The 23,894-nt window shown below is 70.3% G+C and carries 27 protein-coding genes and 1 pseudogene; 13 read left to right on the top strand and 15 right to left on the bottom strand.

Annotated elements, in window-relative coordinates:
* Nucleotides 1–61: 61 nt before the first annotated feature.
* The 7 genes from J2Z30_RS07330 to J2Z30_RS07300 form a co-directional block, all read right to left on the bottom strand.
* A complete protein-coding gene (locus J2Z30_RS07330) occupies nt 62–496 on the bottom strand; it encodes a septal ring lytic transglycosylase RlpA family protein (protein WP_044579797.1) in 435 nt (144 codons plus the stop codon).
* 84 nt (nt 497–580) lie between these two features.
* The gene (locus J2Z30_RS07325; RefSeq protein WP_245387699.1) at nt 581–1,393 is read right to left on the bottom strand and encodes a glycoside hydrolase family protein; all 813 of its coding nucleotides are present in this window, start codon (nt 1,391–1,393) and stop codon (nt 581–583) included.
* 11 nt (nt 1,394–1,404) lie between these two features.
* On the bottom strand, nt 1,405–2,310 hold the full coding sequence (locus J2Z30_RS07320; protein WP_044579794.1) for a thaumatin family protein: 906 nt from the start codon (nt 2,308–2,310) through the stop codon (nt 1,405–1,407).
* A 22-nt stretch (nt 2,311–2,332) separates the two neighbouring features.
* Nucleotides 2,333–3,088 (bottom strand): chitinase, encoded by a 756-nt coding sequence (locus J2Z30_RS07315; RefSeq protein WP_044579792.1) that lies wholly within the window; start codon nt 3,086–3,088, stop codon nt 2,333–2,335.
* A gap of 603 nt (nt 3,089–3,691) precedes the next feature.
* Nucleotides 3,692–4,318: an alpha-ketoglutarate-dependent dioxygenase AlkB gene (locus J2Z30_RS07310; protein WP_044579790.1), complete on the bottom strand. Its 627-nt coding sequence runs from the start codon at nt 4,316–4,318 to the stop codon at nt 3,692–3,694.
* A 90-nt stretch (nt 4,319–4,408) separates the two neighbouring features.
* A complete protein-coding gene (locus tag J2Z30_RS07305) occupies nt 4,409–5,356 on the bottom strand; it encodes a fumarylacetoacetate hydrolase family protein (RefSeq protein WP_044579788.1) in 948 nt (315 codons plus the stop codon).
* Entirely contained in the window at nt 5,328–6,029 is a 702-nt protein-coding gene (locus J2Z30_RS07300) for an MFS transporter (RefSeq protein WP_052701807.1), read from the bottom strand. Before J2Z30_RS07300 ends, J2Z30_RS07305 begins: the two co-directional genes overlap by 29 nt.
* Nucleotides 6,030–6,298: 269 nt before the next feature.
* Here J2Z30_RS07300 and J2Z30_RS07295 point away from each other — a divergent pair, with 269 nt between their 5' ends.
* Together J2Z30_RS07295 and J2Z30_RS07290 are read left to right on the top strand one after the other, a co-directional pair.
* Nucleotides 6,299–7,648, top strand: a complete 1,350-nt coding sequence (locus tag J2Z30_RS07295; RefSeq protein ID WP_044579785.1) for an enolase C-terminal domain-like protein — start codon at nt 6,299–6,301, stop codon at nt 7,646–7,648.
* 17 nt (nt 7,649–7,665) lie between these two features.
* Nucleotides 7,666–8,415, top strand: coding sequence for a FadR/GntR family transcriptional regulator (locus J2Z30_RS07290; protein ID WP_044579783.1), 750 nt, complete (start codon nt 7,666–7,668; stop codon nt 8,413–8,415).
* A 26-nt stretch (nt 8,416–8,441) separates the two neighbouring features.
* Here the strand turns inward: J2Z30_RS07290 and J2Z30_RS07285 are convergent, their stop codons facing one another.
* The 3 genes from J2Z30_RS07285 to J2Z30_RS49390 all read right to left on the bottom strand — a co-directional run bounded on the left by J2Z30_RS07285 (nt 8,442) and on the right by J2Z30_RS49390 (nt 11,019).
* On the bottom strand, nt 8,442–9,593 hold the full coding sequence (locus tag J2Z30_RS07285; protein ID WP_078957122.1) for a polyprenyl synthetase family protein: 1,152 nt from the start codon (nt 9,591–9,593) through the stop codon (nt 8,442–8,444).
* On the bottom strand, nt 9,590–10,636 hold the full coding sequence (locus J2Z30_RS07280; RefSeq protein ID WP_044579782.1) for a tetratricopeptide repeat protein: 1,047 nt from the start codon (nt 10,634–10,636) through the stop codon (nt 9,590–9,592). Before J2Z30_RS07280 ends, J2Z30_RS07285 begins: the two co-directional genes overlap by 4 nt.
* A gap of 209 nt (nt 10,637–10,845) precedes the next feature.
* Complete coding sequence (locus J2Z30_RS49390) at nt 10,846–11,019, bottom strand: DUF4186 family protein (RefSeq protein WP_308279818.1); 174 nt, start codon at nt 11,017–11,019, stop codon at nt 10,846–10,848.
* Between the two features lie 249 nt (nt 11,020–11,268).
* On the opposite strand from J2Z30_RS49390, the gene J2Z30_RS07270 reads away from it, so the two are divergent.
* On the top strand, nt 11,269–12,012 hold the full coding sequence (locus J2Z30_RS07270; RefSeq protein ID WP_044579780.1) for a class I SAM-dependent methyltransferase: 744 nt from the start codon (nt 11,269–11,271) through the stop codon (nt 12,010–12,012).
* A gap of 18 nt (nt 12,013–12,030) precedes the next feature.
* On the opposite strand, the gene J2Z30_RS07265 is transcribed toward J2Z30_RS07270, so the two are convergent.
* Nucleotides 12,031–12,681 (bottom strand): hypothetical protein, encoded by a 651-nt coding sequence (locus tag J2Z30_RS07265; RefSeq protein ID WP_209468598.1) that lies wholly within the window; start codon nt 12,679–12,681, stop codon nt 12,031–12,033.
* Nucleotides 12,681–13,241 carry a GNAT family N-acetyltransferase gene (locus tag J2Z30_RS07260; protein ID WP_044579777.1) on the bottom strand — a complete coding sequence of 187 codons (561 nt, stop codon included), beginning with the start codon at nt 13,239–13,241 and terminating at the stop codon, nt 12,681–12,683. Before J2Z30_RS07260 ends, J2Z30_RS07265 begins: the two co-directional genes overlap by 1 nt.
* Before the next feature lie 108 nt (nt 13,242–13,349).
* Here J2Z30_RS07260 and J2Z30_RS07255 point away from each other — a divergent pair, with 108 nt between their 5' ends.
* The 4 genes from J2Z30_RS07255 (at nt 13,350) to lplAB (ending at nt 16,170) form a co-directional block, all read left to right on the top strand.
* Nucleotides 13,350–13,913, top strand: coding sequence for a TetR/AcrR family transcriptional regulator (locus tag J2Z30_RS07255; protein WP_044579775.1), 564 nt, complete (start codon nt 13,350–13,352; stop codon nt 13,911–13,913).
* Between the two features lie 41 nt (nt 13,914–13,954).
* Nucleotides 13,955–14,341, top strand: coding sequence for a tautomerase family protein (locus J2Z30_RS07250; RefSeq protein ID WP_044579773.1), 387 nt, complete (start codon nt 13,955–13,957; stop codon nt 14,339–14,341).
* 193 nt (nt 14,342–14,534) lie between these two features.
* The gene (locus tag J2Z30_RS07245) at nt 14,535–15,002 is read left to right on the top strand and encodes a DUF2269 family protein (protein WP_044579771.1); all 468 of its coding nucleotides are present in this window, start codon (nt 14,535–14,537) and stop codon (nt 15,000–15,002) included.
* Nucleotides 15,003–15,114: 112 nt separating this feature from the next.
* Nucleotides 15,115–16,170 (top strand): lipoate-protein ligase LplAB, encoded by a 1,056-nt coding sequence (gene lplAB, locus J2Z30_RS07240; RefSeq protein ID WP_044579769.1) that lies wholly within the window; start codon nt 15,115–15,117, stop codon nt 16,168–16,170.
* 60 nt (nt 16,171–16,230) lie between these two features.
* Here lplAB and J2Z30_RS07235 read toward each other — a convergent pair whose 3' ends face one another.
* Nucleotides 16,231–17,097 carry a helix-turn-helix domain-containing protein gene (locus J2Z30_RS07235; RefSeq protein ID WP_078957120.1) on the bottom strand — a complete coding sequence of 289 codons (867 nt, stop codon included), beginning with the start codon at nt 17,095–17,097 and terminating at the stop codon, nt 16,231–16,233.
* Between the two features lie 95 nt (nt 17,098–17,192).
* Nucleotides 17,193–18,161, bottom strand: coding sequence for an SMP-30/gluconolactonase/LRE family protein (locus tag J2Z30_RS07230; RefSeq protein ID WP_044579767.1), 969 nt, complete (start codon nt 18,159–18,161; stop codon nt 17,193–17,195).
* A gap of 593 nt (nt 18,162–18,754) precedes the next feature.
* Between J2Z30_RS07230 and J2Z30_RS07225 the strand changes: the two genes are divergently transcribed.
* The 5 genes from J2Z30_RS07225 to J2Z30_RS07205 all read left to right on the top strand — a co-directional run bounded on the left by J2Z30_RS07225 (nt 18,755) and on the right by J2Z30_RS07205 (nt 22,467).
* The gene (locus tag J2Z30_RS07225) at nt 18,755–19,384 is read left to right on the top strand and encodes a TetR/AcrR family transcriptional regulator (protein WP_245387698.1); all 630 of its coding nucleotides are present in this window, start codon (nt 18,755–18,757) and stop codon (nt 19,382–19,384) included.
* A 117-nt stretch (nt 19,385–19,501) separates the two neighbouring features.
* Nucleotides 19,502–20,173 carry an enoyl-CoA hydratase-related protein gene (locus J2Z30_RS07220; RefSeq protein WP_044579766.1) on the top strand — a complete coding sequence of 224 codons (672 nt, stop codon included), beginning with the start codon at nt 19,502–19,504 and terminating at the stop codon, nt 20,171–20,173.
* A gap of 96 nt (nt 20,174–20,269) precedes the next feature.
* Nucleotides 20,270–20,725, top strand: a complete 456-nt coding sequence (locus J2Z30_RS07215) for a PaaI family thioesterase (protein WP_044579764.1) — start codon at nt 20,270–20,272, stop codon at nt 20,723–20,725.
* A gap of 124 nt (nt 20,726–20,849) precedes the next feature.
* Entirely contained in the window at nt 20,850–21,944 is a 1,095-nt protein-coding gene (locus J2Z30_RS07210) for a CapA family protein (RefSeq protein ID WP_052701805.1), read from the top strand.
* Between the two features lie 97 nt (nt 21,945–22,041).
* Nucleotides 22,042–22,467 (top strand): hypothetical protein, encoded by a 426-nt coding sequence (locus tag J2Z30_RS07205; RefSeq protein ID WP_044579763.1) that lies wholly within the window; start codon nt 22,042–22,044, stop codon nt 22,465–22,467.
* A gap of 56 nt (nt 22,468–22,523) precedes the next feature.
* Here J2Z30_RS07205 and J2Z30_RS07200 read toward each other — a convergent pair whose 3' ends face one another.
* Nucleotides 22,524–22,961, bottom strand: a complete 438-nt coding sequence (locus tag J2Z30_RS07200) for a TIGR03618 family F420-dependent PPOX class oxidoreductase (protein WP_044579761.1) — start codon at nt 22,959–22,961, stop codon at nt 22,524–22,526.
* Nucleotides 22,962–23,174: 213 nt separating this feature from the next.
* On the opposite strand from J2Z30_RS07200, the pseudogene J2Z30_RS07195 reads away from it, so the two are divergent.
* Nucleotides 23,175–23,888: pseudogene (locus J2Z30_RS07195) on the top strand (sensor histidine kinase); the annotation flags it as partial.
* Nucleotides 23,889–23,894: the final 6 nt, after the last annotated feature.

Here is a 23,894-nt window from a genome sequence, read left to right as displayed (position 1 = left end):
TATCAGGGGGCCGGTGTGGAGCGCCGGAACCGGCGCTCCACATCCTTCACCAAATGCCCTTTCACCTCACGATTTTTTCCTTGACGACGATGTGGCCCGAGTCGGGGTTGAGGACTCCGCCGAGCCGGGAGTAGGCGCCGTCGGTCAGGTCCAGACACTTGGGCACGGCCGGCGTCCAGCCGAAGGTGCCACGGTCGTTGACGCGCACGACCAGTGACTTGCCGTTGGCCACGTTGGTGACCTTCACCTTGGTGCCGAACGGCAGCTGCGGGCTGCGGCTGAGGGAGGTCGCGGCGGTGTTCGCGTTGTTGTTGAAGAGTTCGCCGCTGGCGGTGTAGGCACCGGGCGGTATGTAGCCGTAGTGCGTGGCCCAGCAGTTCTTCCCGGGCGGCGGGGTGTCGCTGGTGGCCGCGGTGCTCGTCGGGGCGACGGTCACCACGGCGGTCAGTGCGGCGGCTCCGACCGCCAGTCGGCCGATCAGCGTTGCCTTGCGCATGGTGGAGGACCTCGTTTCGATGGTCATGGTGTGGTGTGGGTCGTGTGAGTGGTGTGGTGTGGTGTGAGCGCGGGTGGTCCTGTCTCACCCGGCCGCGCGGTACGCGGTGCCGATCTGGTTGGGCGTCGCGCCGTTGTAGAGACCGGTGCCGCCGCGGTCCGCGGAGAGCGTGAACCACGCGTACCGCTGGACGAAGGACAAGCCCTGCAGCATGGCGGTGGACTTCTTCACGAACGCGGCCTGCTGCGCCGGGGTCGGATACCTCGGGGTACCGGTCGAGAAGTCGATCAGCGCGTATTCGGTGAGCCAGATCGGCTTGTTGTAGCGGTTGTGGGTGGCCTGGAGATAGCCGCGCAGCTGTTCGGTCGCGCGGGTGGCGTCGAAGTCGGCGCCGTACCAGTGCAGGGGGATGAAATCGACCTTGTAGTTGCGGTCGGCGGCGCCCTTCATGAAGCGGTCGAGCCAGCCACCGGCGACATCGCCGCCGTAGGCCACCGCGGGCGCGCCGAGCCGCATTCCGGTCGACTGGAGCCGGGGCCACAGTTGGAGCGCCTTGGCGACGGTCATATTGGCCTGGCCCGCCATGTCCGGTTCGTTGAAGCCGAGCAGGGTCGTGCCCTGGCTCTTGGCCTGGTTGAGTTCGGCGTCGGTCACCGAGCCGGGGCCCCAGATCATGGGCACGAATTCGACCCCGGCCGGAGGCTGGATCTGCTGCTTGCCCGAGGCCCAGGTGTAGAACCAGCCGACCTTGGCATCGGACATGGCCGCCGTGACCCCGTTGAACTTCCAGGCGCTGACGCCCTTCTTCTTCACCGCGGCGGTGGACGCGCCGGCGCCCGTCTGACTTCCGGCGGTCAGCAGGGTCACCACCGCCAGCAGTACGGCGAGAAGTCGCATCCTCCGCATGGTCACGACCCCGCGTTGAAGGTCACGGTGAAGCCACTGCACTTACCGCAGTTCTGCATCACCTGATTGCCGGGCTCCTGGTCCTGCTTGGACCAGGCGTAGGCCTTGGGGCACCGGGAGGCGATCGCGTTGCTGTACGGCGTCTTGACGTCCCGGTTGGGGTTGGTGCACAGCATCGGTGTGCCGTCCGGCCAGCGGGTGAGGTTGGCGGCCGGGCAGAACGGCAGCAGGTTCTGTGTGCAGCCCTGGGTGCCGCAACCTCCGCCTCCGGCGGGGTTTTTGGGGGCGATCGTGATGGGGTTGGAGAACGCGTTGACGTAGCTCACGTTGTACCAGGGAGCGAGCGTGTCCTTGGTGTCGAAATTGAACTCGGCGAGGCTGACGGGCCGTTCGCCCAGCTCACAGTGGTCGGCGAACTTGCCGCAGTCCCCCACCTTGCAGTGGAAGGTGCTGCCCGAGGCGCCGGTGCATCCCAGACGGGCGAAGAACTTTCCCCGCCAGTGGCCGGGTTCGGCGTTCTCGGGGATCGTCACCGACGCCGACTGTCCGGGTCCCAGGATGGGCAGTTTGGCGAATTGCTTCGAGCCATCGGCATTGACGGCGCTGCCGATCCACACCTTCCGTCCGGTGTGGTTGACGAAGGTGACCGTGTGGTTGGCCGCGCGGGCCGCCTTGGTCGTGTTCGCCGTCTCGTTCGCGTTGGTCGCCTTGTTCTCGTTGGTCGCCTTGTTCTCGTTGGTCGCCTCGTTCGCCTTGGCGGGAGTGGCCTTATCGGCCTTCATGGCCGCGACGGGTGCGTTGCCGGTCGGCAGCGCCACGCTCGTGGCCGCGCTCGTCCCCGCGGTCGGCAGCAGGGCCGCCAGCACCACCAGTGCCGCGGTGGCCAGGCCGATCAGAATTCTGCGCATGACTCCTCCGTGGGAAGGTCGCTCAGCAGGTCAGATTGGCGCCCGGGGCGACGCCGAGGAGGCTGGTGAACTTCTTGTAGAGGTTGACCCGGTCCTGCATCTGCCCGGGGTTGGCCCCGTTGCATTCCCGAGCGCCGTTGATGGCGCGTATGGTCTGGCCGAATCCGGCACCGGTGGTCATGGCCTTGTGTGCGGGCATGGAGCCGGGCCCGGACTGGGTGGTCCAGTACCAGAGCGCGGTCTTCCAGGAGATGGCGGCGTCCGTCCGCACCAGGCCCGGATTGTTGAGCAGATTGACGCCCAGCGCGTCGCCCGCCGCCTTGTAGTTGAAGTTCCAGCTGAGCTGGATCGGCCCGCGTCCGAAGTACGCGGCCTTCCCCGCCGGACATCCGTAGGGGCGTGTCGTGTCGCAGTACTTCGGGTAGTTGGAGGTGTCCTGCTCCACGATGTGGCGGAGGCCACCGGTCTCATGACCGACGTTGGCCAGAAAGGCCGCCGCCTCCTGCTTCTTGACCGTCTCCGTACCGGTCTTGGCGAATCCGGGGAACCGGTTCATCGCGCTGACCAGCGCGTCGTACGTGTAAAACGCGTTCTTGTCCGGGAACATCCGCTGGTACTGGGCCCGGCTCACCACGAAGCCGGCGGCCTGCGCCTGGACCGACGACGAGTCCCGCGCCGTGCCGGAGGCCGCGTCAGCGGCCGAAGGGGGAAGCGCGAGCGCCGATATACCGGCCGCCGCCGTCGCGGCCGTGGCCACGAGGGCACGTCTTATGGGCATGTCTCATCTCTCTTTCGTCGTGGAACATTGGGATGCCACCGCGCCGATGACGCACGGGGGCGCACGGGGACGCGCTCTTCGGGCAGTCATCGGGCGTGGCGACGCACGGGCGACGCGCCGCCGCCCTTGGGGCGGGAGGCCCGTGGGAAGGTGCCGCGTGATGGCGCGGCGGGAAAGGTGCTACGGAAAACTGGTGAATCCACTAGAGGTCATGCGCCGTGGCCCCTGCCACGGCGGACCGGGGCTCGGTCCGCTCAGGCCCTTCACGGCCGAGGCCTGGACGGGCACACGGAGGCAAGGACTGTCAAGACCATGACAATCTCGCATATCGGACACGGGCATTGCGGCCCGGTCCGTCCATAATCGACTCAGCGACGGCGTGGCCACGACAGCGGCCGACACCCCTGAGACGGGACGTCCATTCACGGGGAACTCTCCGAGGTCCGGCTCCGGATGGCGACATCCACCCGAGGCGCTCTCAAGAGCTGACGGGCCCCATAACATCGCCCCCGAACATATATGTCAATGGTCCGTACCAAAATCCAGCCGCATCGGCAGTGCGCCATGGGACCCCCCTAGACCGCACCGGGTGGTCGGCGGGTGTCACCCCACGCCGCTGGGGCGGAACTGGATGCTGATGCGTGCGCCGGTGGCGCGGGAGGATTTGGGGATGGCGTGTTCCCACGTCCGCTGGCAGGAGCCGCCCATCACCAGCAGATCGCCGTGGCCGAGCGGCCGCCGCATGGCCCTGCCGCCGCCACGCGGGCGCAGCAGCAGGTCCCGGGGCGTGCCCACGGACAGGATGGCCACCATGGTGTCCTCGGTCCCGCCACGGCCGATGCGGTCTCCGTGCCAGGCCACGCTGTCCCGGCCGTCGCGGTAGTAGCAGAGCCCGGCCGTGGCGAAGGGCTCCCCCAGCTCGGTGGCGTAGTGCCTGGAGAGCGCCTCCCGGGCCTCCGCCAGGACGGGGTGCGGCAGTGGGTCCTCGGCGCCGTAGTGGGCGAGCAGCCGCGGGACGTCCACCACCTGCTCGTACATATGCCGCCGCTCGGCCTTCCAGGGGACCTCGGCGACGAGCCGGGCGAACAGGTCGTCCGCTCCTCGCAGCCACCCGGGCAGCAGATCGATCCAGGCCCCGGACCCGAGCTCGGTCCGATGTGTCCCGCGCAGCGAGCCGAGACCGATGTCATCGGTCTGGTCGAAGAGCGAGCCCTGGAGATACGCACCCATATGTGCAGCGTACCCGCGTAATCGAGCAAGCGTTCTACTGGCGGACCTGGGCGGATGCGCCCAGGTCCGCTTCGGCAACAACGCCGCAGGTCAGCGGCCAGTCATCGCCGAACAGTGGACGCGGTGGGCACGGCGGGTCAGCGGCTCGGCGATGGCCTCCACCAGCCAGTCCAGCTCGGACTGATGGGCCCGTACCGGGTTGCGCAGGACGCCGACCCCCTCGATGGAGATCTCCACCACGTCCCCGGCGCGCAGGGTGAAGTCGAGCGCGGGCACGATGCCGGTGCCGGTGGACAGCACGGCGCCGTCGGGGAAGGGCTGGGAGCGCCACAGGTGGTCCACCAGCCCCTGCGGGGTGCGGTGGAACGCCCCGGTGGAGGTGGCCGCCCGGTACGCCGCCTCGCCGTCGCGCCACACCGCCATGGTGATGTCCAGCGCGTCGGGCGCGTCGATCTCCCAGGCGGGCACGATGGCCGAGGACACGGCGGCGCTTCCGGCGTAGATCTTGGCCTGCGGGAGGTAGAGCGGATTCTCGCCCTCGATGGACCGTGAACTCACGTCGTCGGCGACCAGATAGCCGACGGTCTCACCGTGCCGGTTGAGGACCAGCGCCAGTTCGGGCTCGGGGACGTTCAGCTCGGAGTCGTCCCGTACGGCGATCGGCTCGCCGTCGGTCACCACTCGCCACGGCGGGGATTTGAAGAACAGCTCCGGGCGCTCGGCGTCGTAGATCCGCTCGTACACCGACTGCTCGGTGCTCTCCTCCACCCTGGCCTCGCGCGAGCGTTCATACGTCACCCCCGCCGCCCACAGCTCCATCAGCCCGTCCAGCGGCGGCAGCGGCAGGACGTCCCGCTCATGGGCGGCGGCCGGTCCTGAGGAGGTGTTCTCCACCAGGGCCCGCAGCTCCACCGTGGGCAGCCGCAGCAGCTCGGCGATGAGCGGCGCGCCGGGGAAGGCCCGGATCCCGCCGGCGTCGTCGGCCACTCCGGTCCGGACCGTCCCGGACTCATCGGCGAAGCGCACGATGCGTGTCATCTGTCGTCCTCTCCTCTCGTGACGGTGTGGTCGGTGCCCCTGCCCAGCGGAGGGTGGTGGCCGCGCACACACCGGCCGCCACGATGGCGGCGATGGCATAGAGGCCCGTGGCGCCCGAGCCGGTCGCCGACTCCGCGACGCCCATCGGATACCGGCCCAGGAAGCCGCCGAGGTTGCCGAAACCGGAGATCAGCGCGATGGTCCCGGCCATATGGACGCCGGACAGGATGGTCGGCGGCACGGCCCAGAACACCGGCCGCGCGCCGAGGAAACCGAAGGCGGCCACGCACAGGGCGGCGATGGCGGGGACCGGGGGCAACAGCACCCCGCCGAGCAGACCGACGACGGTCAGCACCAGGGCGAGCCGCAGCGGCCCGCGCCGATCGCCGCTGCGGTCCGACACCCACGGCAGGAACGGCACACCAAGCAGCGCGCACACCCACGGCAGCGCCGAGACGGGGCCGATGCCCACATCGCCCAGTCCGTCGATCCGGCCGACCAGCGCGGGGAGCCAGAATGTCACGCCGTAGACGCCGATCTGGATGGCGAAGTACACGAACATCAGCCGCAGCACCCGGCTGTCGCGGAGCGTTTCGCGGGCCCGGCGCGGCGGTCTGGCGTCCTCGCCGGGGCGGTCGGTGAGCAGCCACGGTACGGCGAGTGCCAGGACCACGGTCGGGGCGCCCTCCAGGTGGTGGCCGGGTTCATCGGGGCCGGGTTCATCGGGCCTCCCTGCGGACCACGCTGCCTCGGGGAAACATCTGACCCGTGGAACGTAGGTGTCACCTGCAGGCTGTGACAAGGCCTCAACAACCACGAGTTTTCGTCCAGATGACCCTTGGCGATCACAGCAGACATCTGACATGTTGGTCGGCGTTGCTCGCTTTCCCTCGCCCTCTGTTGCCCGCTTCCCTCGCCCTTTTGCCCACAGGAGCGCGTGCCATGACCCTTCGTGTCGTCGATGTCGAGACCATCGATGTCCGCTTCCCGACCTCCCAGCACCTCGACGGCTCCGACGCCATGAACGAGGCACCGGACTACTCGGCGGCGTACGTGGTGCTCAAGACCGCCGATGACGCCCCCTCCGGCCAGGGCGCGGCGGAGTCCGCACCCGGCGCCGAACCCCTGGAGGGCCATGGCTTCACCTTCACCATCGGCCGTGGCAACGACCTGGCGGTGCGGGCGGCGCGCGCCATCGGGGAGCGGGCCATCGGCCTCTCCGTGGCGGAGATCACCGGCGATCTGGGCGCCTTCTCACGCCATTTGCTGGGCGACAGCCAGCTGCGCTGGCTCGGCCCGGACAAGGGAGCCATCCATCTGGGCAGCGCCGCGGTCATCAACGCGGCCTGGGACCTCGCCGCCCGGCGGGCGGGCAAACCCGTGTGGAAGCTCCTCGCCGGCCTCTCCCCCCAGCAGGTGGTCGACCTGGTGGACTGGCGCTATCTCAAGGACGCGCTCACCCCCGAGGCCGCGCTGAAGATGCTCGAATCCCGCGCCGGGGGCCGTGCCGAGCGCGAGGCGTACGTCCGCGAGCACGGATACCCCGCGTACACCACCAGCGCGGGCTGGCTCGGATACGACGACGCCAAGCTGGCCCGGCTCTGTCAGCAGGCTGTGGACCAGGGCTGGAACTCGGTGAAGCTGAAGGTGGGCGCCGATCTGGAGGACGACATCCGGCGCTGCCGTATCGCCCGCGGTGTCATCGGACCGGACCGCCGGCTGATGATCGACGCCAATCAGACCCTGGGCGTGGCGGAAGCGGTCTCCTGGGCCGAGGCGCTCCGGGAGTTCGACGTCTGGTGGTTCGAGGAGCCCACCAGCCCCGATGACATCCTCGGACACGCGGCCATCGCCCGGCGGATCGGCCCGACCCGGGTGGCCACCGGCGAACACGCCCACAACGCGGTGATGTTCAAGCAGTTCCTCGCGGCCGACGCGATCGGCGTCTGCCAGATCGACGCCTGCCGCCTGGCCGGTGTGAACGAGGCGGTGGCCGTTCTGCTGCTGGCCGCGGCGTACGACGTGCCGGTGTGCCCGCACGCCGGTGGGGTCGGCCTGTGCGAGCTGGTCCAGCATCTGTCGATCTTCGACTATGTGGCCGTCAGCGGCTCCATGGACGACCGTGTCATCGAGTACGTCGACCATCTCCACGAACACTTCCACGACCCGGTCCGCATCCGTGGCTCGCGCTATCTCGTCCCCGAGGCACCCGGCTACAGCGCCCGGATCCGGCGGGAGACCCTGGAGACGTACCGCTACCCCGACGGACCGGTCTGGAGCCACCGCGACTGAGTGGCATCCTGGTCGCCATGTCCACCAATCCAGACCGCTCCGGCCCCGGTGCCGACGGTGTCCCCGCCGCCGGGAGCAGCGTCGTCGACATAGCCATCGGCCGGTTGCGCAATCGCATCGAGAGCGGTGAGTTCAGGCCCGGCCACCGTCTGCCGCCCGAGGCGGTACTGGCGAGCGAGCTCGAACTCTCCCGCCCGTCGCTGCGGGAGGCGGTCCGCGCCCTGGCGATGGCCGGGGTCCTGGACGTACGCCGCGGGGACGGCACCTTCGTCACCGATCTGCGCCCCGACCGGCTGCTGCGCGCCCTCGGCAGCTTCCTGGACCTGGCCCAGGACACCGGTCTGAACGAGATGCTGGAATGCCGCAAGGTCCTGGAGCCGGGCGCCACCGCGCTGGCCGCGACCCGCGTCGACGAGGCCACTCTCGACCGGCTCCAGGAGCGGATCGAGCGGATGCGCGGTCTGCAGGACCCGGAGGAACTGGTCCACGAGGACATCGCCTTCCACTCCGACATCGTCGCCGCGTCCGGCAACCGCACCCTCGCCTCCCTGGCCGACTCGGTCACCCAGCGCACCGCCCGAGCCCGCATCTGGCGCGCCCTGGTCAAGTCCGATGTGCTGTCCTGGACCCACCAGCAGCACATGGACATCTACACCGCGCTCCGCGCCCATGACAGCCTGGCCGCGTTCACCGCGGCCAGCCGGCATGTGGGCGATGTGGAGCTGTGGGTCCGCGACCGGCTGGACGCGGTGCGCGACCGCCGCTGACCACGCGGCGGTAAGCCCTCCGCGGATCAGATGTCACGCCGTACGAGGAAGCCCAGCAGGGTGCGCAGTTCCGCGCTCGCCCGGGGCGCGAGCGGCAGGCTCTCCAGGCATGTCTCCACGGCCGCGATGTGGCGGTCGGCCTCCTCCAGGGCCGCGGAGCGGCCACCGGCCTGCTCGATCAGGGTGGCCGCCCGGCGCGTGGTGGCGTCGTCCGGGGACTCCGGGGACTCCGGGGACTCCGACTCCAGGGACTCCGACTTCGGGGACTCCGGCTCCGGGGACTCCGGCTCCGGGGACTCCTCCAGCAGCGTGGCCAACCGCTCGGCGGCCGGGGCACCGGGGCCGCGGGCGCTCAGCGCGGCGAGCACGGGGAAGGTCTTCTTGCGCTGCCGCAGATCGCGGTGGACGGGTTTGCCCGTGACCGCGGGGTCGCCCCAGATGCCCAGCAGGTCGTCCACCACCTGGAACGCCACGCCCATGTGCCGTCCGGCCCGGTCCAGGGCGGCCACGGTGGGCTCCGGCGCCCCGGCGAGCGAGGCACCCAGGGCGGCGGCGCAGCCGAGCAGCGCGCCGGTCTTGTGCTCGGCCATCGTGCGGTACTCCTCCGGCCCCACCGCCTCGGGTCCCGTCCAGGGGCGCGACTCGAAGAGCAGGTCGTCCGCCTGGCCGCGGACGAGGTCGCCCAGCGCCGCGCTCAGCTGCCGCACCGCGGCCGCGGCTCCGGCGCCGTCCACACCGGCCAGCGCCTCCACTGCCAGCGCGAACAGGGCGTCACCGGCGAGCACTGCCGGGCCGGTCCCGTACGCCTTCCACACGGTGGGGCGGGTGCGGCGAGTCTGGTCGCCGTCCATGATGTCGTCGTGCAGCAGCGAGAAGGTGTGCACCAGCTCCACCGCCACCGCCCCGGCGACCGCCGCCTCACCGGATGCCCCGGCCGCCTCCGCGCACAGCACGGCCAGGGCCTGCCGCACCCCCTTGCCGCCCGACCCCTCGGCGGGCGTACCACCCACATCGCACCAGCCGAAGGAGTACGCGGCCATCTCGGCCACCCATGGGTGCAGCCGCCCGACCGTGTCGGCCAGCGCGGGGCGCACCAACTCCCGGCAGCGGCCGAGGATCTCGCCCGCGGTGGCGGTGGTCTCGTCCGCTCCCAGGAGCGCGGGGAACGTCGTCGTCACAGCGCCACCTCCAGGGCCTCCGTGAGGCCGAACTCCTCGCGGGCCCGGTCCACCATCCGGCGGGCGTGCCGCAGTCCGATCCGCTCCAGCACACCGGCCAGTTCGGACAGGTCATCGGCGGTTTCGGCACGGTCGCGGCCCAGCCGGGCCAGGGACTTGATGAGCCCGAGCCGGGCGAGACCCTCGCCACGCGGCTCGCTCATGTCGCGGAACTCGTCCAGCGCCTGCTGGTACATCGCGCGGGCCGCCTCGTAGCGGCCCGCGCGGTAGAGCACATTGCCGCGCATCTTGTGGTTGTACGCCAGCGCGCTCACCAGGTTCATCTCGCGGCAGGTCAGTTCGGCCTCGGAGAGCAGCTCCAGCGCGCGCTCCACGTCCCCGTCGCGTACGGAGACGATGTCGGCCATGCCCCGCAGCGCCCATGCGTGTCCGCGCCGGTCGTCGGCCTTCGCGGCTATCTCCGCGGCCTCCTCGAACATCGCGTGGGCCGAGTCGTACGACCCGGTGTTGCGGTGCATTTGGGCGATGCCCTCGAGCGCCCAGACGGTGTGGCGTGCCTCGCCGCGTTTCCGTGCCTCGGCGAGGAGTCGCTCGTGCAGGGCGCCCACGGCGTCGTAGTCGCCCTGGATGCGGCCGGTCTCAGCCATCCCGGCCAGCGAGTAGCCACGGACGACGATGTCCCCGCCGCGCTCGCCGAGGTCGGCCGCGAGGCCGAGCAGCCGCCACGCCAACGCCAGCGCGCCCCGCTGCCGGGCCAGGGTGCCTCCGCTCCACAGCGCCCATGCCATCGCGCCGAGGTCCCCCGCCGCACGGGCCGCCCGGTAGCTGGCCTTCCACTCGCGGTCGGCCTCGCCCACCTGCCCCAGCCTCCGGTGCGCCTCGGCGACCGCGAGCCCCGCGCGGGCCGCCTCGCCCGGGGAGCCGCCGCGCTCGGCCGCCCGCAACTGCTCGGTGCCCGCCGCCAACACCTCGACCAGGGACGAGTTCACGGACAGGGTGGTGAGGGAGCCCTGGTACTCAGGGGCGAATGCCTTGCCGTACATGGATGCCTTTCCGTCTGTTGTTCCCAGGAGCGCACACCTCTATACACTGAGTGCATACACGGGGTGTATGCGCCCTATGTATACACTGCGTGTATAGGGGCCGGGAAACCGGCCCCATCGGGGTCACCGGTGTTGTGCGTCCGTTGTCGATCTAGACGCGATCGGACCCGGAGAGGTTTACCGTCCGGCTCTGTAGATGGCAAAAAACCTTATGGACCCGGCCTGGTCCGCGCCCCCGCCACCTCGCGCTCGATCCAGCGGCAGATCACATCGACCACATGGGCCCGCTCCGCGCGGCTCAGCTCCCGTCCCTTGGGGATCTGGTGCCAGCGCTGAAGACAGGTACGGCAGCAGGTGGCGGTCGCGTGCTGGGCGACGAACACGGGGCGCGGAACGGATGGCGCGCGATGGCGGCCAGCCGCTGGTCGAGCGATTCGGGGCTCGGACCGGACGGCTTGGGCGCCGGGTCGGACGAATCAGGCGCCGGGTCGGACGAGTCAGGCGTCGGGTCGGACATCGAAGGCTCCCGGAGACGACAAAGGCCCGTTTCGATCGTATGACGGCTGGTCCACGGCACCATCGGCCGGGGCCATACCTTGCGCGCCCGCCGGTCCGGGGGCACTGTGACGGCCATGGTGGACACGCAGTTCTCCGATCGCCGGCTGGCCGCGCTGTACGACCTGTTCTGTCCCTGGGACGAGCGCGGGGACTTCGGGTTCTATCTGCCCCTGGTGATGTCCGCCCGCTCCGTCCTGGACGTGGGGTGCGGCACGGGCGCGCTGTTGCGCGGGGCGCGGGAGGACGGGCACAAGGGGCGGCTGTGCGGGCTGGATCCCGCGGCGGGGATGCTGGAGGTGGCGCGGGAGTGCCCGGATGTGGAGTGGGTGCTCGGCGACCTGGCCTCGGCGCCGGGATGGCACCGTGAGTTCGAGCTGGTGGTGATGGTCGGCCACGCCTTCCAGACGCTGCTCGGAGACGAGGAGTTGCGTGGTGCGCTGACCGCGATCGCCACGGCGCTGACCGACGATGGCCGCTTCGTGTTCGAGACCCGCAATCCGCTGATGCGGGAGTGGGAGGACTGGGACGTGCGGTACTCGGGCGAGGTGGTGGACGCCGCCGGGGCCGTGGTGCGCTGTGTGTGCGAGGTGGAGACGCCGGTGCGGGGCGATCTCGTCGCGGCCACGCACACCTACAGCGGCCCGTGCTGGGATCGGCCCCTGCTGAGCCGCAGCACCCTGCGGTTCCTCGGCCCGGACGCGCTGGCCGGGTTCCTGGACGAGGCGGGGCTGGCCGTGGCGGAGCAGTACGGGGACTGGGAGCGCGGGCCGCTGACGGACACCAGTCCGGAGATCATCACCGTGGCCCGCCGCCACTGACCAGGTCGCGTACGGCCGTCAGCCCCAGGTTCTGCCGGTGACCAGGTCGGGGCCGAAGTGGCGGGCGGCGATGGCGGTGATGGCCGAGGCCGGGCCGATCCGGCGGGCGAGTTTGTAGGTGTGGACCACACAGGTCCGCACCGGATGCACCTCCCCGCCGGCCTCCGCCGTGTCATCCGCGGCGAGCGGGCGGATCTGCGGACGGGCGAGGGCGAAGCACACCAGCATGGTGCGGTGGTCCGCGCAGATCAGGAAGTCGGAGACGCCGCGGTGGCGGAAGTCCAGACAGGGAAAGACGACCGCGATGTCCTCCCGGCCGTAGGGAGCCACCCGGAGGGCCGGGAGGAGGTGGCGTATCGACTCACCGGTGGCGAGCAGCCTGGCCTCCTCATGGGAATCGCCCCAGGGTGGCGGGTCGTCGTCCTCCTGCCACAGGGGATGCCGCTCGGTGCGCAGCGACGTCCCCGGGGCGGGCCGGTCATAGCGCGCCTGTCCGCTGACGCTGACCCAGTTGAGGCTCGCGTTGACACAGAGCCTGCCCGCCAGGAGCCACCACGGCGTCCGGACCACCCGCTCCCGGGCCAGGTCCACCACGAGGCGGCCGAAGGACTCCGGCGGAAGCGGGTCCGGCCTGGCGGGCGCGACGAAGGCGTCGGTCCAGGTTCCCATCAGGAGGGCCGCCGGACCGCCCGCCACTCCGGTGCGAGCACCGACCAGATCTCCATGTCATGCCGCTTGCCCCGGTGCAGACGGCCCTCCCGCAGCACACCGTCCTTGGTCATCCCCAGCCGCCGGGCCACGGCGATGCTGGCCTCGTTCGCGGCCGCCGCCCACCACTCCACTCGGTGGATGCCACGCTCCTCGACGGCCCAGTCGATGATCACGCGCGTGGCGCGGGTCACCAGTCCCTTGCCCACCGCCGACGGCTCCAGCCAGCAACCCGCCTCCGCGGTGCGCTGTTCGACGTCCATCGTGCGGAAGAGGACCCCGCCGACCAGCTTGCCGTCCGTCCAGATGCCGTGGATCCGCCCGGCGTCGGCCGCCGCCTTGTCCGCGTACCCCTGGAGGAACGCCCGCGCCGACTCCAGGTCGGCCACGGCGTCCGCCAGTGCGATGTGCTGCCCGATGAACTCCCGTCCCCGGTCCATATGGGTGAGGAACTCCTCGGCCTGCCACGGCTCCAGCGGGCGCAGCTCCGCGCCTTCCTCGCCCAGGGGTATCGCGTACATCGTCACCTTCCACCGTCCGAACCAGCGCGCGCAGTACGGGGGGATCCTCTCACCGAGGAGCCGTCCGCGCGTTTCCTTTTGTACCTACTAGTATGTAGGGTCGTGGCCATGGACACCCGGGAACGACTCATCGCAAGCACCCGTGAGCTGCTGTGGGAGCGCGGCTACGTGGGCACGAGCCCGAAGGCGATCCAGGAGCGCTCCGGAGCGGGCCAGGGCAGCATGTACCACCACTTCCGCGGCAAGCCCGACCTGGCGCTCGCCGCGATCAGCCGCAGCGCCGAGGAGCTGAGGGGCAGGGCGGAGGCCGAATTCGGCGGTCCCGGCACCGCGGTCGAGCGGATCACCGCCTATCTGCGGCGGGAGCGCGACGCGCTGAAGGGGTGTCCGGTCGGCCGTCTCACCCAGGACCCCGATGTGATGGCGGATCCGGAGCTGCGCCGGCCGGTCGAGGAGACCTTCGGTTGGCTCACCGACCGGCTGGCCGGGCTGCTCGCGGAGGGCCGGGCGAGCGGCGAGCTCGGCACCGGGCTCGACCCGGTGGCCACGGCCACCGCGCTGGTCGCGGTGTTGCAGGGCGGCTATGTGCTGGCCCGCGCCGCCGATTCGGCCGAGGTGTACACCCGGGCGATGGACGGGGCGCTCGGCCTGCTCACCGCCCATGTCCGCTGAGCCCGCGACCTTCCCCCCTTGCCCGAAAGAGAGCCCCCGACATGCCCTTCGTTCGCATTGACGCACTGCGGGCCGACGCCGACCGGCTCGACGCGCTCGGCCGCGCCGTGCACGACGCGCTGGTGGAAACCATCGGCTTCCCGCCCAACGACCGGTTCCAGGTCCTGACCAGCCATGACGGCATCAGCGGCATGCTGCGCTACGACGACTACCTCGATGTGCCGCGCGACGACGGCATCGTCTACGTCGCCCTCACGATGCGCTCGGGGCGCACACCGGCACAGAAGCAGGCGCTGTACCGGCGGATCGCCGAACTCGCCGAGGAGTACGCGGGGACCGAGCCGCGGAACGTGTTCATCACCCTGACCGAGAACGAGTCGGCCGACTGGTCGTTCGGACACGGGGTGGCGCAGTACGTCGAGGGATGAGACGTGGCGCAGTACGTCGAGGGATGAGACGTCGCCACCGGGCCCGGCGTGGCGAGAATCCGTTGGGTTCTGTCATTTCAGCCCCTGGGTGATCTTCTCCCGGCTCCCTAGCGTGGGGCGGGCACCACCCGCCCCACACTCGGAAGGAGACGCTGGTGCCCGCCACGTTCGAAAGGGAGCCGGACGCCACCCGATGACCAAGATCCTGCTCTCCCTGCACGTCCTCGCCGCCATTGTCGCGATCGGCCCCGTCACCGTGGCCGCCAGCATGTTCCCGCCCGCGGCCCGCAACGCCCACGCGGCCGCCGCCGAGGGCGAGGCGGACCTGGGCACGGTCCGGCTGCTGCACCGCATCTGCCGTGTCTACGCCACGATGGGCCTGGCCGTGCCCGTCTTCGGCTTCGCCACGGCCGCCGTGATGGGCGTCCTCGACAGCGGCTGGCTCACCGCCTCCATCGCCCTGACGGCCGCGGCCGCCGGCGTCCTGGTCGCCTTCGTCCTGCCCCGTCAGGGCGAACTCATCGACAGCCTCGGGGCGAGCAAGGCCCTGGAACGGTCCGACACCGCCCAACTGGCCATGTTCACGGGCGTGTTCAACCTGCTGTGGGCGACGGTGACCATCCTCATGATCGTCCGTCCGGGCTCGACCACCGGAGCCTGACCCCGCCCCCTCTCCCGCGCTGTGGCCTGAAGCCGGTCACTGCGCGGGATCCGGCCATTGGCGCGGGATAATGATCGGGAGCGCCAGGGCGGAGACAGGAGGGGTGCAGGACATGCACGGTGAGTACAAGGTGCCGGGCGGCAAGCTGGTCGTCGTGGATCTGGAGGTCCACGACGGCGCGCTGCGCGGAGTGCGGGTGGCGGGCGACTTCTTCCTGGAACCGGACGAGGCGCTGCACGCCATCGACCGGGCTCTGGAGGGCGCGCCCACCGACGCCGACGCACAGGCGCTCGCCGCCCGCGTCAGGGCGGGGCTGCCGGCCGACACCGTGATGTTCGGCTTCTCCCCCGAGGCCGTGGGCATCGCGGTGCGACGCGCGCTGTCCCGTGCCACCGACTGGACGGACCACGACTGGCAGCTGATCCATGACGGGCCGCAGGACCCGGCGCTGCACATGGCCCTGGACGAGGTGCTGACCGACGAGGTCGCCGCCGGACGGCGGCCGCCCACGCTGCGGGTGTGGGAATGGGGCGGCCCGGCCGTCATCATCGGCAGCTTCCAGTCCCTCCGCAACGAGGTGGACCCCGCGGGCGCGGCCCGTCACGGAGTCACGGTGGTGCGGCGCGTCTCCGGTGGCGGAGCCATGTTCGTGGAGGCCGAGAACACCATCACCTACTCCCTTTCGGTACCGGCTTCTCTCGTCTCCGGCCTGTCGTTCGCCGATTCCTACGCCTACCTCGACGACTGGGTTCTGACCGCGCTCGGCGACATGGGCATCAAGGCCTGGTACCAGCCCCTCAATGACATCGCCTCCGCGGAGGGCAAGATCGCCGGTGCCGCGCAGAAGCGCCTTGCCAGTGGTGACGGCGCGGTACTGCACCACGTGACGATGGCGTACGACATCGACGCCGAGAAGATGCTCGATGTGCTGCGCATCGGCAAGGAGAAGCTGTCCGACAAGGGCACCGCGAGCGCGAAGAAGCGCGTCGACCCGCTACGCCGCCAGACCGGCCTGCCCCGAGCCGAGATCATCGACCGCATGCTCGGCTCCTTCCGCGCCCGCTACGGCCTCACCCAGGGGCACGTCACCGACGAGGAGATGACACGCGCCGAAGAACTCGCTCTCGTGAAATACAGCAACGAAGAGTGGACAGCGCGGGTGCCATAGGACCACACCCGGCGCGGCGCGCGACGCCACCGCTCCTCCCCCGTTGCCGACCTGCCCGGCTCAGCCGGATGGCAACGGCAGCGCGGTCTGGGTGGCGGCAACTCGCAAATACTCCAGTTTTTCCTCGTCCGAAGTTCCTGGCTCTGCCGTATAGGTCACGATCCGCACATCGTGGTCGGGCACCTTCAATACATCATTGTCGAGGCTTATCTCCCCTACGAGCGGATGCCGCAGGCGTTTGTGGCCACCCAGGCGTGAGCCGAGCGCCGGGGTACGCCACATGCCTCGGAACTCTTCGCTGCCGCTCATGACCTCAGCAATCAGAACTCTCAATTCCTCATCATGCGGATACGCGCCGTGCGTGATCCGAAGGTCTGCGACAAGAGCGGCTTTGAATTCGGTGATGCTCTGCTCGATGGGAAAGAGCGGATGACCCGTGCCTGGCGGCTCCTTGAACGCCGCGCGCACCAGGTTTCGTCCTTCTGGCGGTCGAAGGGACGGGTCACCCAGCAAGGCCGCCCACATGGATGTCCATGTCAGCAAGGTCCATGAGGCGGAGAACACTCCCACCGGAATGTTCCCCCAGCGGCTGACGAGCCGTTGCACACCAGGCGGCATCTGATGCGGGACGTTTTGGGGCGTCGGCGGAAGAAGCCCGGCCACCAGGTGCAAGTGGCAGGTTTCATTCGTAGTCAGTTGCAGCGCGCGGGCAAGTGATGCCACGACGTCCCGAGATGGACGCAGCGCCCGGCCCTGCTCGAGACGCAGCAGGTAGTCCGTGGATATTCCGGCCAGCAGAGCAAGCTCTTCGCGGCGCAAGCCAACGGTGCGTCGCCGTCGGGTGGCCGGCAGTCCAACGTCTTCAGTCGTGATCCGGGCACGCCATGCACGCAGCGTGTTACCCAGCGAATTCTCTGGACGACTCATCTCCCCATTGTGACCGACCCTGCGGTCGATAGCATGGTACTGCCATTCCTGGGATAAATCGGACGATTGAGCTGCCGGGCAAACCTGCTGCCGCCTCAGCCGAGGTGTCCGAGACGGGCCGTCAGGAGATTCGCATCCCCGCCCGTGGTGAGCGCACCGCTGGCGACGTAGACCGCATCGCCGTCGACCGCCACCGATGTGGTGTTCTGCAGACCATCGCTCTCATCAAGGACGATACGGTCGGCCTTGCCCGGAGTAATGAGAACCACCTTGCTCGGGACATTGAGTGCGGCCAGCAGTTGATCCCCGCGACCGGTAAAGGCAAAATCATCCACACTGTCGAGTCCGGATGCCTTGATCTGATGTGGACCAGCTGTTCCCTTGCCCGTCAGCGGTATACGAAGGATCGTTCCCCGATCGATGTTGGAGACCCATACAGCTCCGTTGTGCACCTTCACGCCGTTGGCGCCGAAGAAGTGAACCGGGGCGAGATGCTCTCCCGCGGCCCAGAGCTTGGCAGTTCCGCCGTGCGGTCCGACCCGCCATATTCTGCCCTGGGTGGAGTCAGTGATGTAGAAGTCCCCCGTACGGTCGTCCCTGGCAAGTCCGTTGAGGAAGCTCGCGGCCGGCAGGGCGGCGACGCGTTCCGGCTTGCCTCCCGGGCGCAGTTTCCATAGACCAGTGAGGTGTTCGTCTCCTGCCGAGTAGAGGAAGTAGACGGTTCCATCTCCGGTTCGTTCGACCCCCGTCACGGCAGCGAACCCGGTGCCGGGGGTGTTCACGCCCCCGTCCGCGGGGAGAGGCATGGTTGCCAATACCTCAACACGTCCGCCAAGCGTGACGTGAGCCACCTGCCGCGACAGGATGAGGCCGACATCCGCCGACCCGTCCGGCTGCACGATGACGCTCTCCGCCACCTGCCCGGCCGGACGGTCGAAGTGGGCAACGATCCGCGGGTGCGAGAGGGGCGGGGCGGCCGCTTCAGCTGTTGACGAGACCGCGGTAAGTCCGATCACCGCGCCGGCAGTGGACACCGCCAGGCGGCGGACAAGGTGTTTCGGCATGATCGTCTCCGAGAGTGATGCGCTTCATGGCACTCAGGCCGCCGCGGCAAACGGGATGAGAGGGGAACAACGGATGCTCCCCCGGATCTCCCGGGCAACCACGAACTGGCCTGCGGGAAGAAGCATCAGCGCATCCGCGCGGCCCAACCAGTACCCCGCTTATCTCTGGAACCGCAGGACCATGATGTCCGGCGCGACCGTTCCCCTCCCGGATCCACCGTGAACTCTCCGTCCCGGAGAGCGTCGTAGTCCCGTACGCCGAGCGGCAGGCCGAGCTCGGCGAGCCGGTCGGCGAGACGCGAGAACGCGATCCCCGGTCGGGTTCGTGGCGGACCTGGTCGGCGGCGCAGGCCTCGGCCAGAGTGCTACCCATCATGCTCCAGTACGAGAACTCTTCGGCGGCTCCGGCGTTGATGGCCCGCAGCTCGGGGTCGGCGAGTTCGGCTTCGCTGAGATAGCTGACGTCCAGCAGCGGACGACCATGACGACGCCCTCGGACAACGGCCGGTGGCCGGTTGTATTCGCCGATGGCTCTTGCATGTTCTATGTCATGGAGCATAAGTTACCCACACGTAAGGGAGGTGGTGGGTGGCATGACCCGGCGCAAGAGCGACAGTCGTGAGCGGATGGTGCTGAGCGCCGCGGCGCTACTGCGTGAGTACGGTGCGAGCGCCACGAGCATCGACCGGGTGCTCGCGCACAGCGGGGCCCCGCGTGGCTCGGTCTACCACCACTTCCCGGGCGGGCGGGCGCAGCTGATCGATGAGGCGGTGGCGCTCGCCGGTGACTTCATCGCCGGGCTGATCGAGACCGGTGTGCGGGCCGATGACCCGGTGAAGGCGGTCGACGCGTTCTTCACGCTGTGGCGCGGACGGCTCGTCGAAAACGACTTCCGGATCGGCTGCCCCGTCGTGGCGGTGGCCGTCGAGACCAACGACGACGCCCCGCAGCTCGCCCGCTCCGCGGCCGCGGCGTTCACCCGCTGGCGGGAGGCGCTGGCCGCCCTGTTCGTCCGGCACGGTCTGCCGGAGGAGCGGGGAAGGCGGCTGGCCGCGTTCATCATCGCCGCGGTGGAGGGCGCCGTCATCATGTGCCGGGCCGAGCGGAGCACCGCCCCGCTGGAGGCGGCCGCCGTCGAGATCCACGACCTGCTGGCCCACGCTCTGCGTACCGCCGGCTCGTCGGCGGATCCCGCCCGCGAGCGCGACGCGCCACCGCCGTGAAACCACGGTGAACCAACCGCCGTGAAGCCACGGTGAACCACCGCCGTGATCCGCGGGCCGCCGGATGGGTGGCGCGCGGGCCCGTCGGCCGACACAGCCCTGTGTGAAGGAGCAGCCATGCCCACGCTGGACCGCCAGGACAACGTCTTCGTACTCGACCTCGGGGATGGCGAGAACCGTTTCCACCCCGACTGGCTCGCCGCCGTCGACGGCGCTCTGGACGAGGTGGAGAAGGCCGAGGGGGCGCGTGCCCTGGTGACGGCCGCCACCGGCAAGTTCTACTCCAACGGCCTGGACCTGGCCTGGCTGTTGGCCCACGCCGACCAGCACCAGGACTATGTCACCTCCGTCCACGGACTCCTGGCCCGGATGCTGTCGCTGCCGCTCGTGACCGTGGCCGCGCTGCAGGGGCACACCTTCGCGGCGGGCGCGATGTTCTCCCTGGCCCATGACGTCCGGGTGATGCGCGCCGACCGTGGCTTCTGGTGTCTGCCCGAGGCGGACATCAACATCCCCTTCACCCCGGGCATGTCCGCGCTCATCCAGGGCCGGCTGAGCCCGCGGACCGCCCACGAGGCCATGGTCACCGCTCGTCGTTACGGCGGCCATGACGCGCTGGCCGCCGGAGTCGTCGACCACGCGGCGGCGGAGGACTCCGTCCGGTCGACCGCCGTCGAGCTCGCGGCGGCGCAGGCGGGCAAGGCCGGTGACACCCTCGGCACCATCAAGGCCCGGATGTACGCCCCCGTACTGGCCGCCCTGCGTGCGAAGGACAACCCCCTCGGCTGACAACACCCTTGGCCGCCCCTCTGACCGACGGCCCCACCGGCTCCCGCACCGTACCGATCCCGAACGGCGCGGCCACCACGACCGCAAGGAACGCCTGTGACCACCACCGACCTCACCACCCTCTCCGGCCTCGACCTCATGCGATGGGTGCAGTCCGAGCGTCCCACCGACGTTCCCACCATCGGCCGGCTCCTCGGTATGCGCTTCGACGAGGTCGACCCCGGGCGCGTCGTCGTCTCCCTCGACACCCGCCCCGACTTCGCCAACCCCCTCGGCACCGTGCACGGCGGCATCGCCGCCACCCTGCTCGACTCGGCCATGGGCTGCGCCGTTCACACCACTCTCCCGGCCGGGGTGGGCTACACCACCCTGGAGCTCAAGGTGAACTACATCCGCGCCGCCCGCACCGACGGGCAGACCCTCAGCGCCGAAGGCACCGTCCTCCACGCCGGTCGCCGCACCGCCACCGCCGAGGGCAGGGTGCTGGACGAACAAGGGAAGTTGATCGCCCACGCGACCACCACCTGCATGATCCTCCGCGCGGACGGCTGACCGGCCCGGCCGACACCCGGCCCGACACCCGGCCCGGCACCCCGCCCGACACCCGGCCGACAGCTCCCGGCCTCCCGCGTAGCCTGATCCCGTCGCGGACCGGCCCGAGCGGGAGGAGTGGCATATGAAGCTGATCGCCGTGGGGGACGTGGTGGTCGCCCGGAGACCGGCCGTGGCCCTCGACGGGGACCTCTCCGCCGGCACCTCGGCGCTGCCGCTGCTGCGGGACGCCGATCTGACGATCGGCAACCTCGAGGTCCCGCTGACCGACACCGGGTATCCGGCCGAGAAGCCGGTCGCCTTCCGTGTGGGCGGCGATATGGCCCCCGAGCTGGCCCGGCTCGGCTTCGACGCCTGTTCGCTGGCCACCAACCACGCGCTCGACTACGGCATCGAGGGTCTGCGCAGCACCAGGGCGGCTCTGGACGAGGTCGGGGTCGCCCACGCCGGGGCCGGGGAGAACCTCGACGAGGCGTTGCGCGCCGTCCGGCTCTCCGGCCGGGGCCGCGCCGAGGTGGCCTTTCTGAGCCTGTGCTGTGCTCTGCCGCCGGGCTTCAACGCCACCTCGCACCGGCCCGGGATCGCGCCGGTGCGGGTCGAGCAGGCTTATGAGTTCGACGGCGTGCTGATCGAGGAGCAGCCCGGGACCGTGCCGTATGTCCGCACCAAGGCGCGCGAGGCCGACGTGGTGCGTGCCGAGGAGACGGTCCGGCGGGCCAAGGGGCTGGCCGCCACGGTGGTGGTGGCGGTGCACTGGGGTGTTCCCTGGTGCTATCTGCCCAGCAACCAGGGGCCGTTGGCGGAGTACCAGCAGCCGCTTGGACGGCGGCTTGTCGACGCCGGGGCGGATCTGGTGATCGGACACCATCCGCACTGCCTCCATCCGGTCGAGCGGTACGGGGACGGCCTCATCCTCTACTCGACCGGGAACTTCCTGTTCCATCCCTGCGAGGAGGTGGCTCCCGCCGACCGGCGCCCGCCCTCCCGCTACAAGCAGCGGATGTTCGACCGGCCGTGGTTCGAGAGCGCGGTGTTCGAGGTGGCCCTGGGGGACGGCCCGCCCCGGCTGCGCCTCCATCCGGTCGAGCTCACCGCGGACGGCGAGCCGGTGATTCCCTCGGCCTCGACGGCGCGGCGGATCCTGCGGCAGGTCGAAGAGGTCTCCCAGGAGCTGGCCCCCGCGACGAGGGTCGACGGGGACGGCCGCGTCCGTTTCTGACGACGCCGGTGTCACGCCGGGTGACGGTGGCCACGGGACGGGTCCCCACCGGGGTGGCTGAGCCTGGATGCCCGATCCCATCGGAGAGGAGACAATCGTGGCACGCGTTTCGCGCATCACTCTGGCTCTCACCGCCCTGCTCGGCGTGGCCGTCCTCGGCGCACCGAACGCGGCTTCGGCGGCCGCCCAGGACAACCCGACGGCCTTCAACACCAGGGAACAGTTCCTGGACGCCCACCCCACGCCCATCATGGACAAGGTATGCATCGACCGCCGCATCCAGCTGGCAGCCGGCAACTACGACTGGAAGCAGATTCTGGGGGACGCGAAACGCTTGAACGTGTACCTCGGCGCGGACTGGTACACGTGGGAGGACTGCCTGATCCCGGATGATGGCTTCTATCGTCAGGAGACATCGCTGAACCCCGACAACTCCGACTGGGACACGATCAGGCTCGAGGACAGCGAACGACTGTCGCAGTCCGCCGTCTTCACGTGGGGCTCGTTCCTCGACCCGCTCTGACCAGTCACCGCGCGGTGGCGCGGGGGCAGTCCCGTGGCCCCGGCGCCACCACGGGGTCAGTTGCCGTAGACGCGCTCGGGGTGCACGAAGACCGCGGCGCGCCGCTGCTCGGCCATCACACGGTCGTAGGCCGCCCAGTCGTCGTGGGTGCCGCCCGCGGCGGTGAAGATCTCGCGCAGCAGCAGCCGCAGACGCTCCGGGTCGATCCCGGGGAACGGGTCGTCGGGCCCCGCGGTCTCGGTGCGGCCCTCGACCGCGGCCCAGTTCCATCCGGCGCGGAAGACCACGGTGGCCCGCGGGCGCGCCCGCAGATGGGCGAGTTTGGCGGGACCGTAGGTGACGAAGGCGACCACCTGGTCACCGGAGACCGGATGGCCGACGATCCCGGCGTTGACCACGGATGCCTGGACCGAGCCGTCGGCACGCGTCGTCGACACGACCGCCAAGTGGTGGTCGGCCGCGGCGATGCGGTCCACTTCCTGAAGATCCGTCATCGGGTGCCTTTCTGGGCGGACCGGTTCCTCCACCATGACTCCCCCGGCCCCTACCCGCACCCTGATGCGTCCATGCCGGTGAGCCCCGGGCGGGGCATGGGGGTGTAGCGGGCTCCACCCTCGAAGGGGCGGCCCGCTCTCCCGCGCGGGCCCGGCCGGTCTTCTAGCCTCGTCGGTATGGGTAGGCGAATGCGGCACGCGGCACGGGCCACGGCCCGGCTGGCCCGGCGGGTGGAGGAGCTGGCGGACACCCGGGCTGGTGCCATCGCCTCACACGGTGCCGAACTGCGCCGTATCGAGCGGGAGTTGCACGACGGCACCCAGGCGCGGCTGGTCTCCCTCTCCCTGCGGATCGGACTGGCCAAGCGGGCGTACGACCGGGATCCGACGGCGGCGCGCAGGATGCTGGACGACGCGCAGGACCTGGCCGACGAGGCCCTGGCGGAGCTGCGCCATGTGGTGCGTGGCATGCATCCGCCGGTCCTCACCGACCGTGGTCCGGCCGGGGCGGTACGGGCGCTCGCGGCGAGCAGCGGGCTCGATGTCACCGTGCGGGTGGACGGCCTGGAGGACGGCGCACGGGCACCGGCGGCGGTGGAGGCGGCCGCGTACTTCGTGGTGGCGGAGGCGCTGGCGAACGTGGCCGGGCACAGCGGCTCCGACCGGGCCGAGGTACGGCTGGCCCGTACCCCGAGCGGGATGTGTGTCTCGGTGCGTGACGAGGGACGAGGTGGCGCCGAGGCCGCCGACGGCGGGTCCGGTGCCGGGGAGACGGGTGGCCCGGGACGTGGCCCCGGACATGGCGCCGAACGTGGCCTCGGGCTGCTCGGGATACGCCGCCGGGTCGCCGCGCTCGATGGAACGGTGACGGTGACCAGCCCGCGCGGCGGGCCGACGGTCATCGCGGTGGAGCTGCCCTGCCGGTGGCGAGCG

It is taken from the genome of Streptomyces iranensis (genome assembly GCF_017874715.1).
Lineage (GTDB): Bacteria > Actinomycetota > Actinomycetes > Streptomycetales > Streptomycetaceae > Streptomyces > Streptomyces iranensis.
The sequence above is the reverse complement of the archived record's forward strand: the minus strand, read 5'-3'. Positions and strand labels throughout refer to the sequence as shown.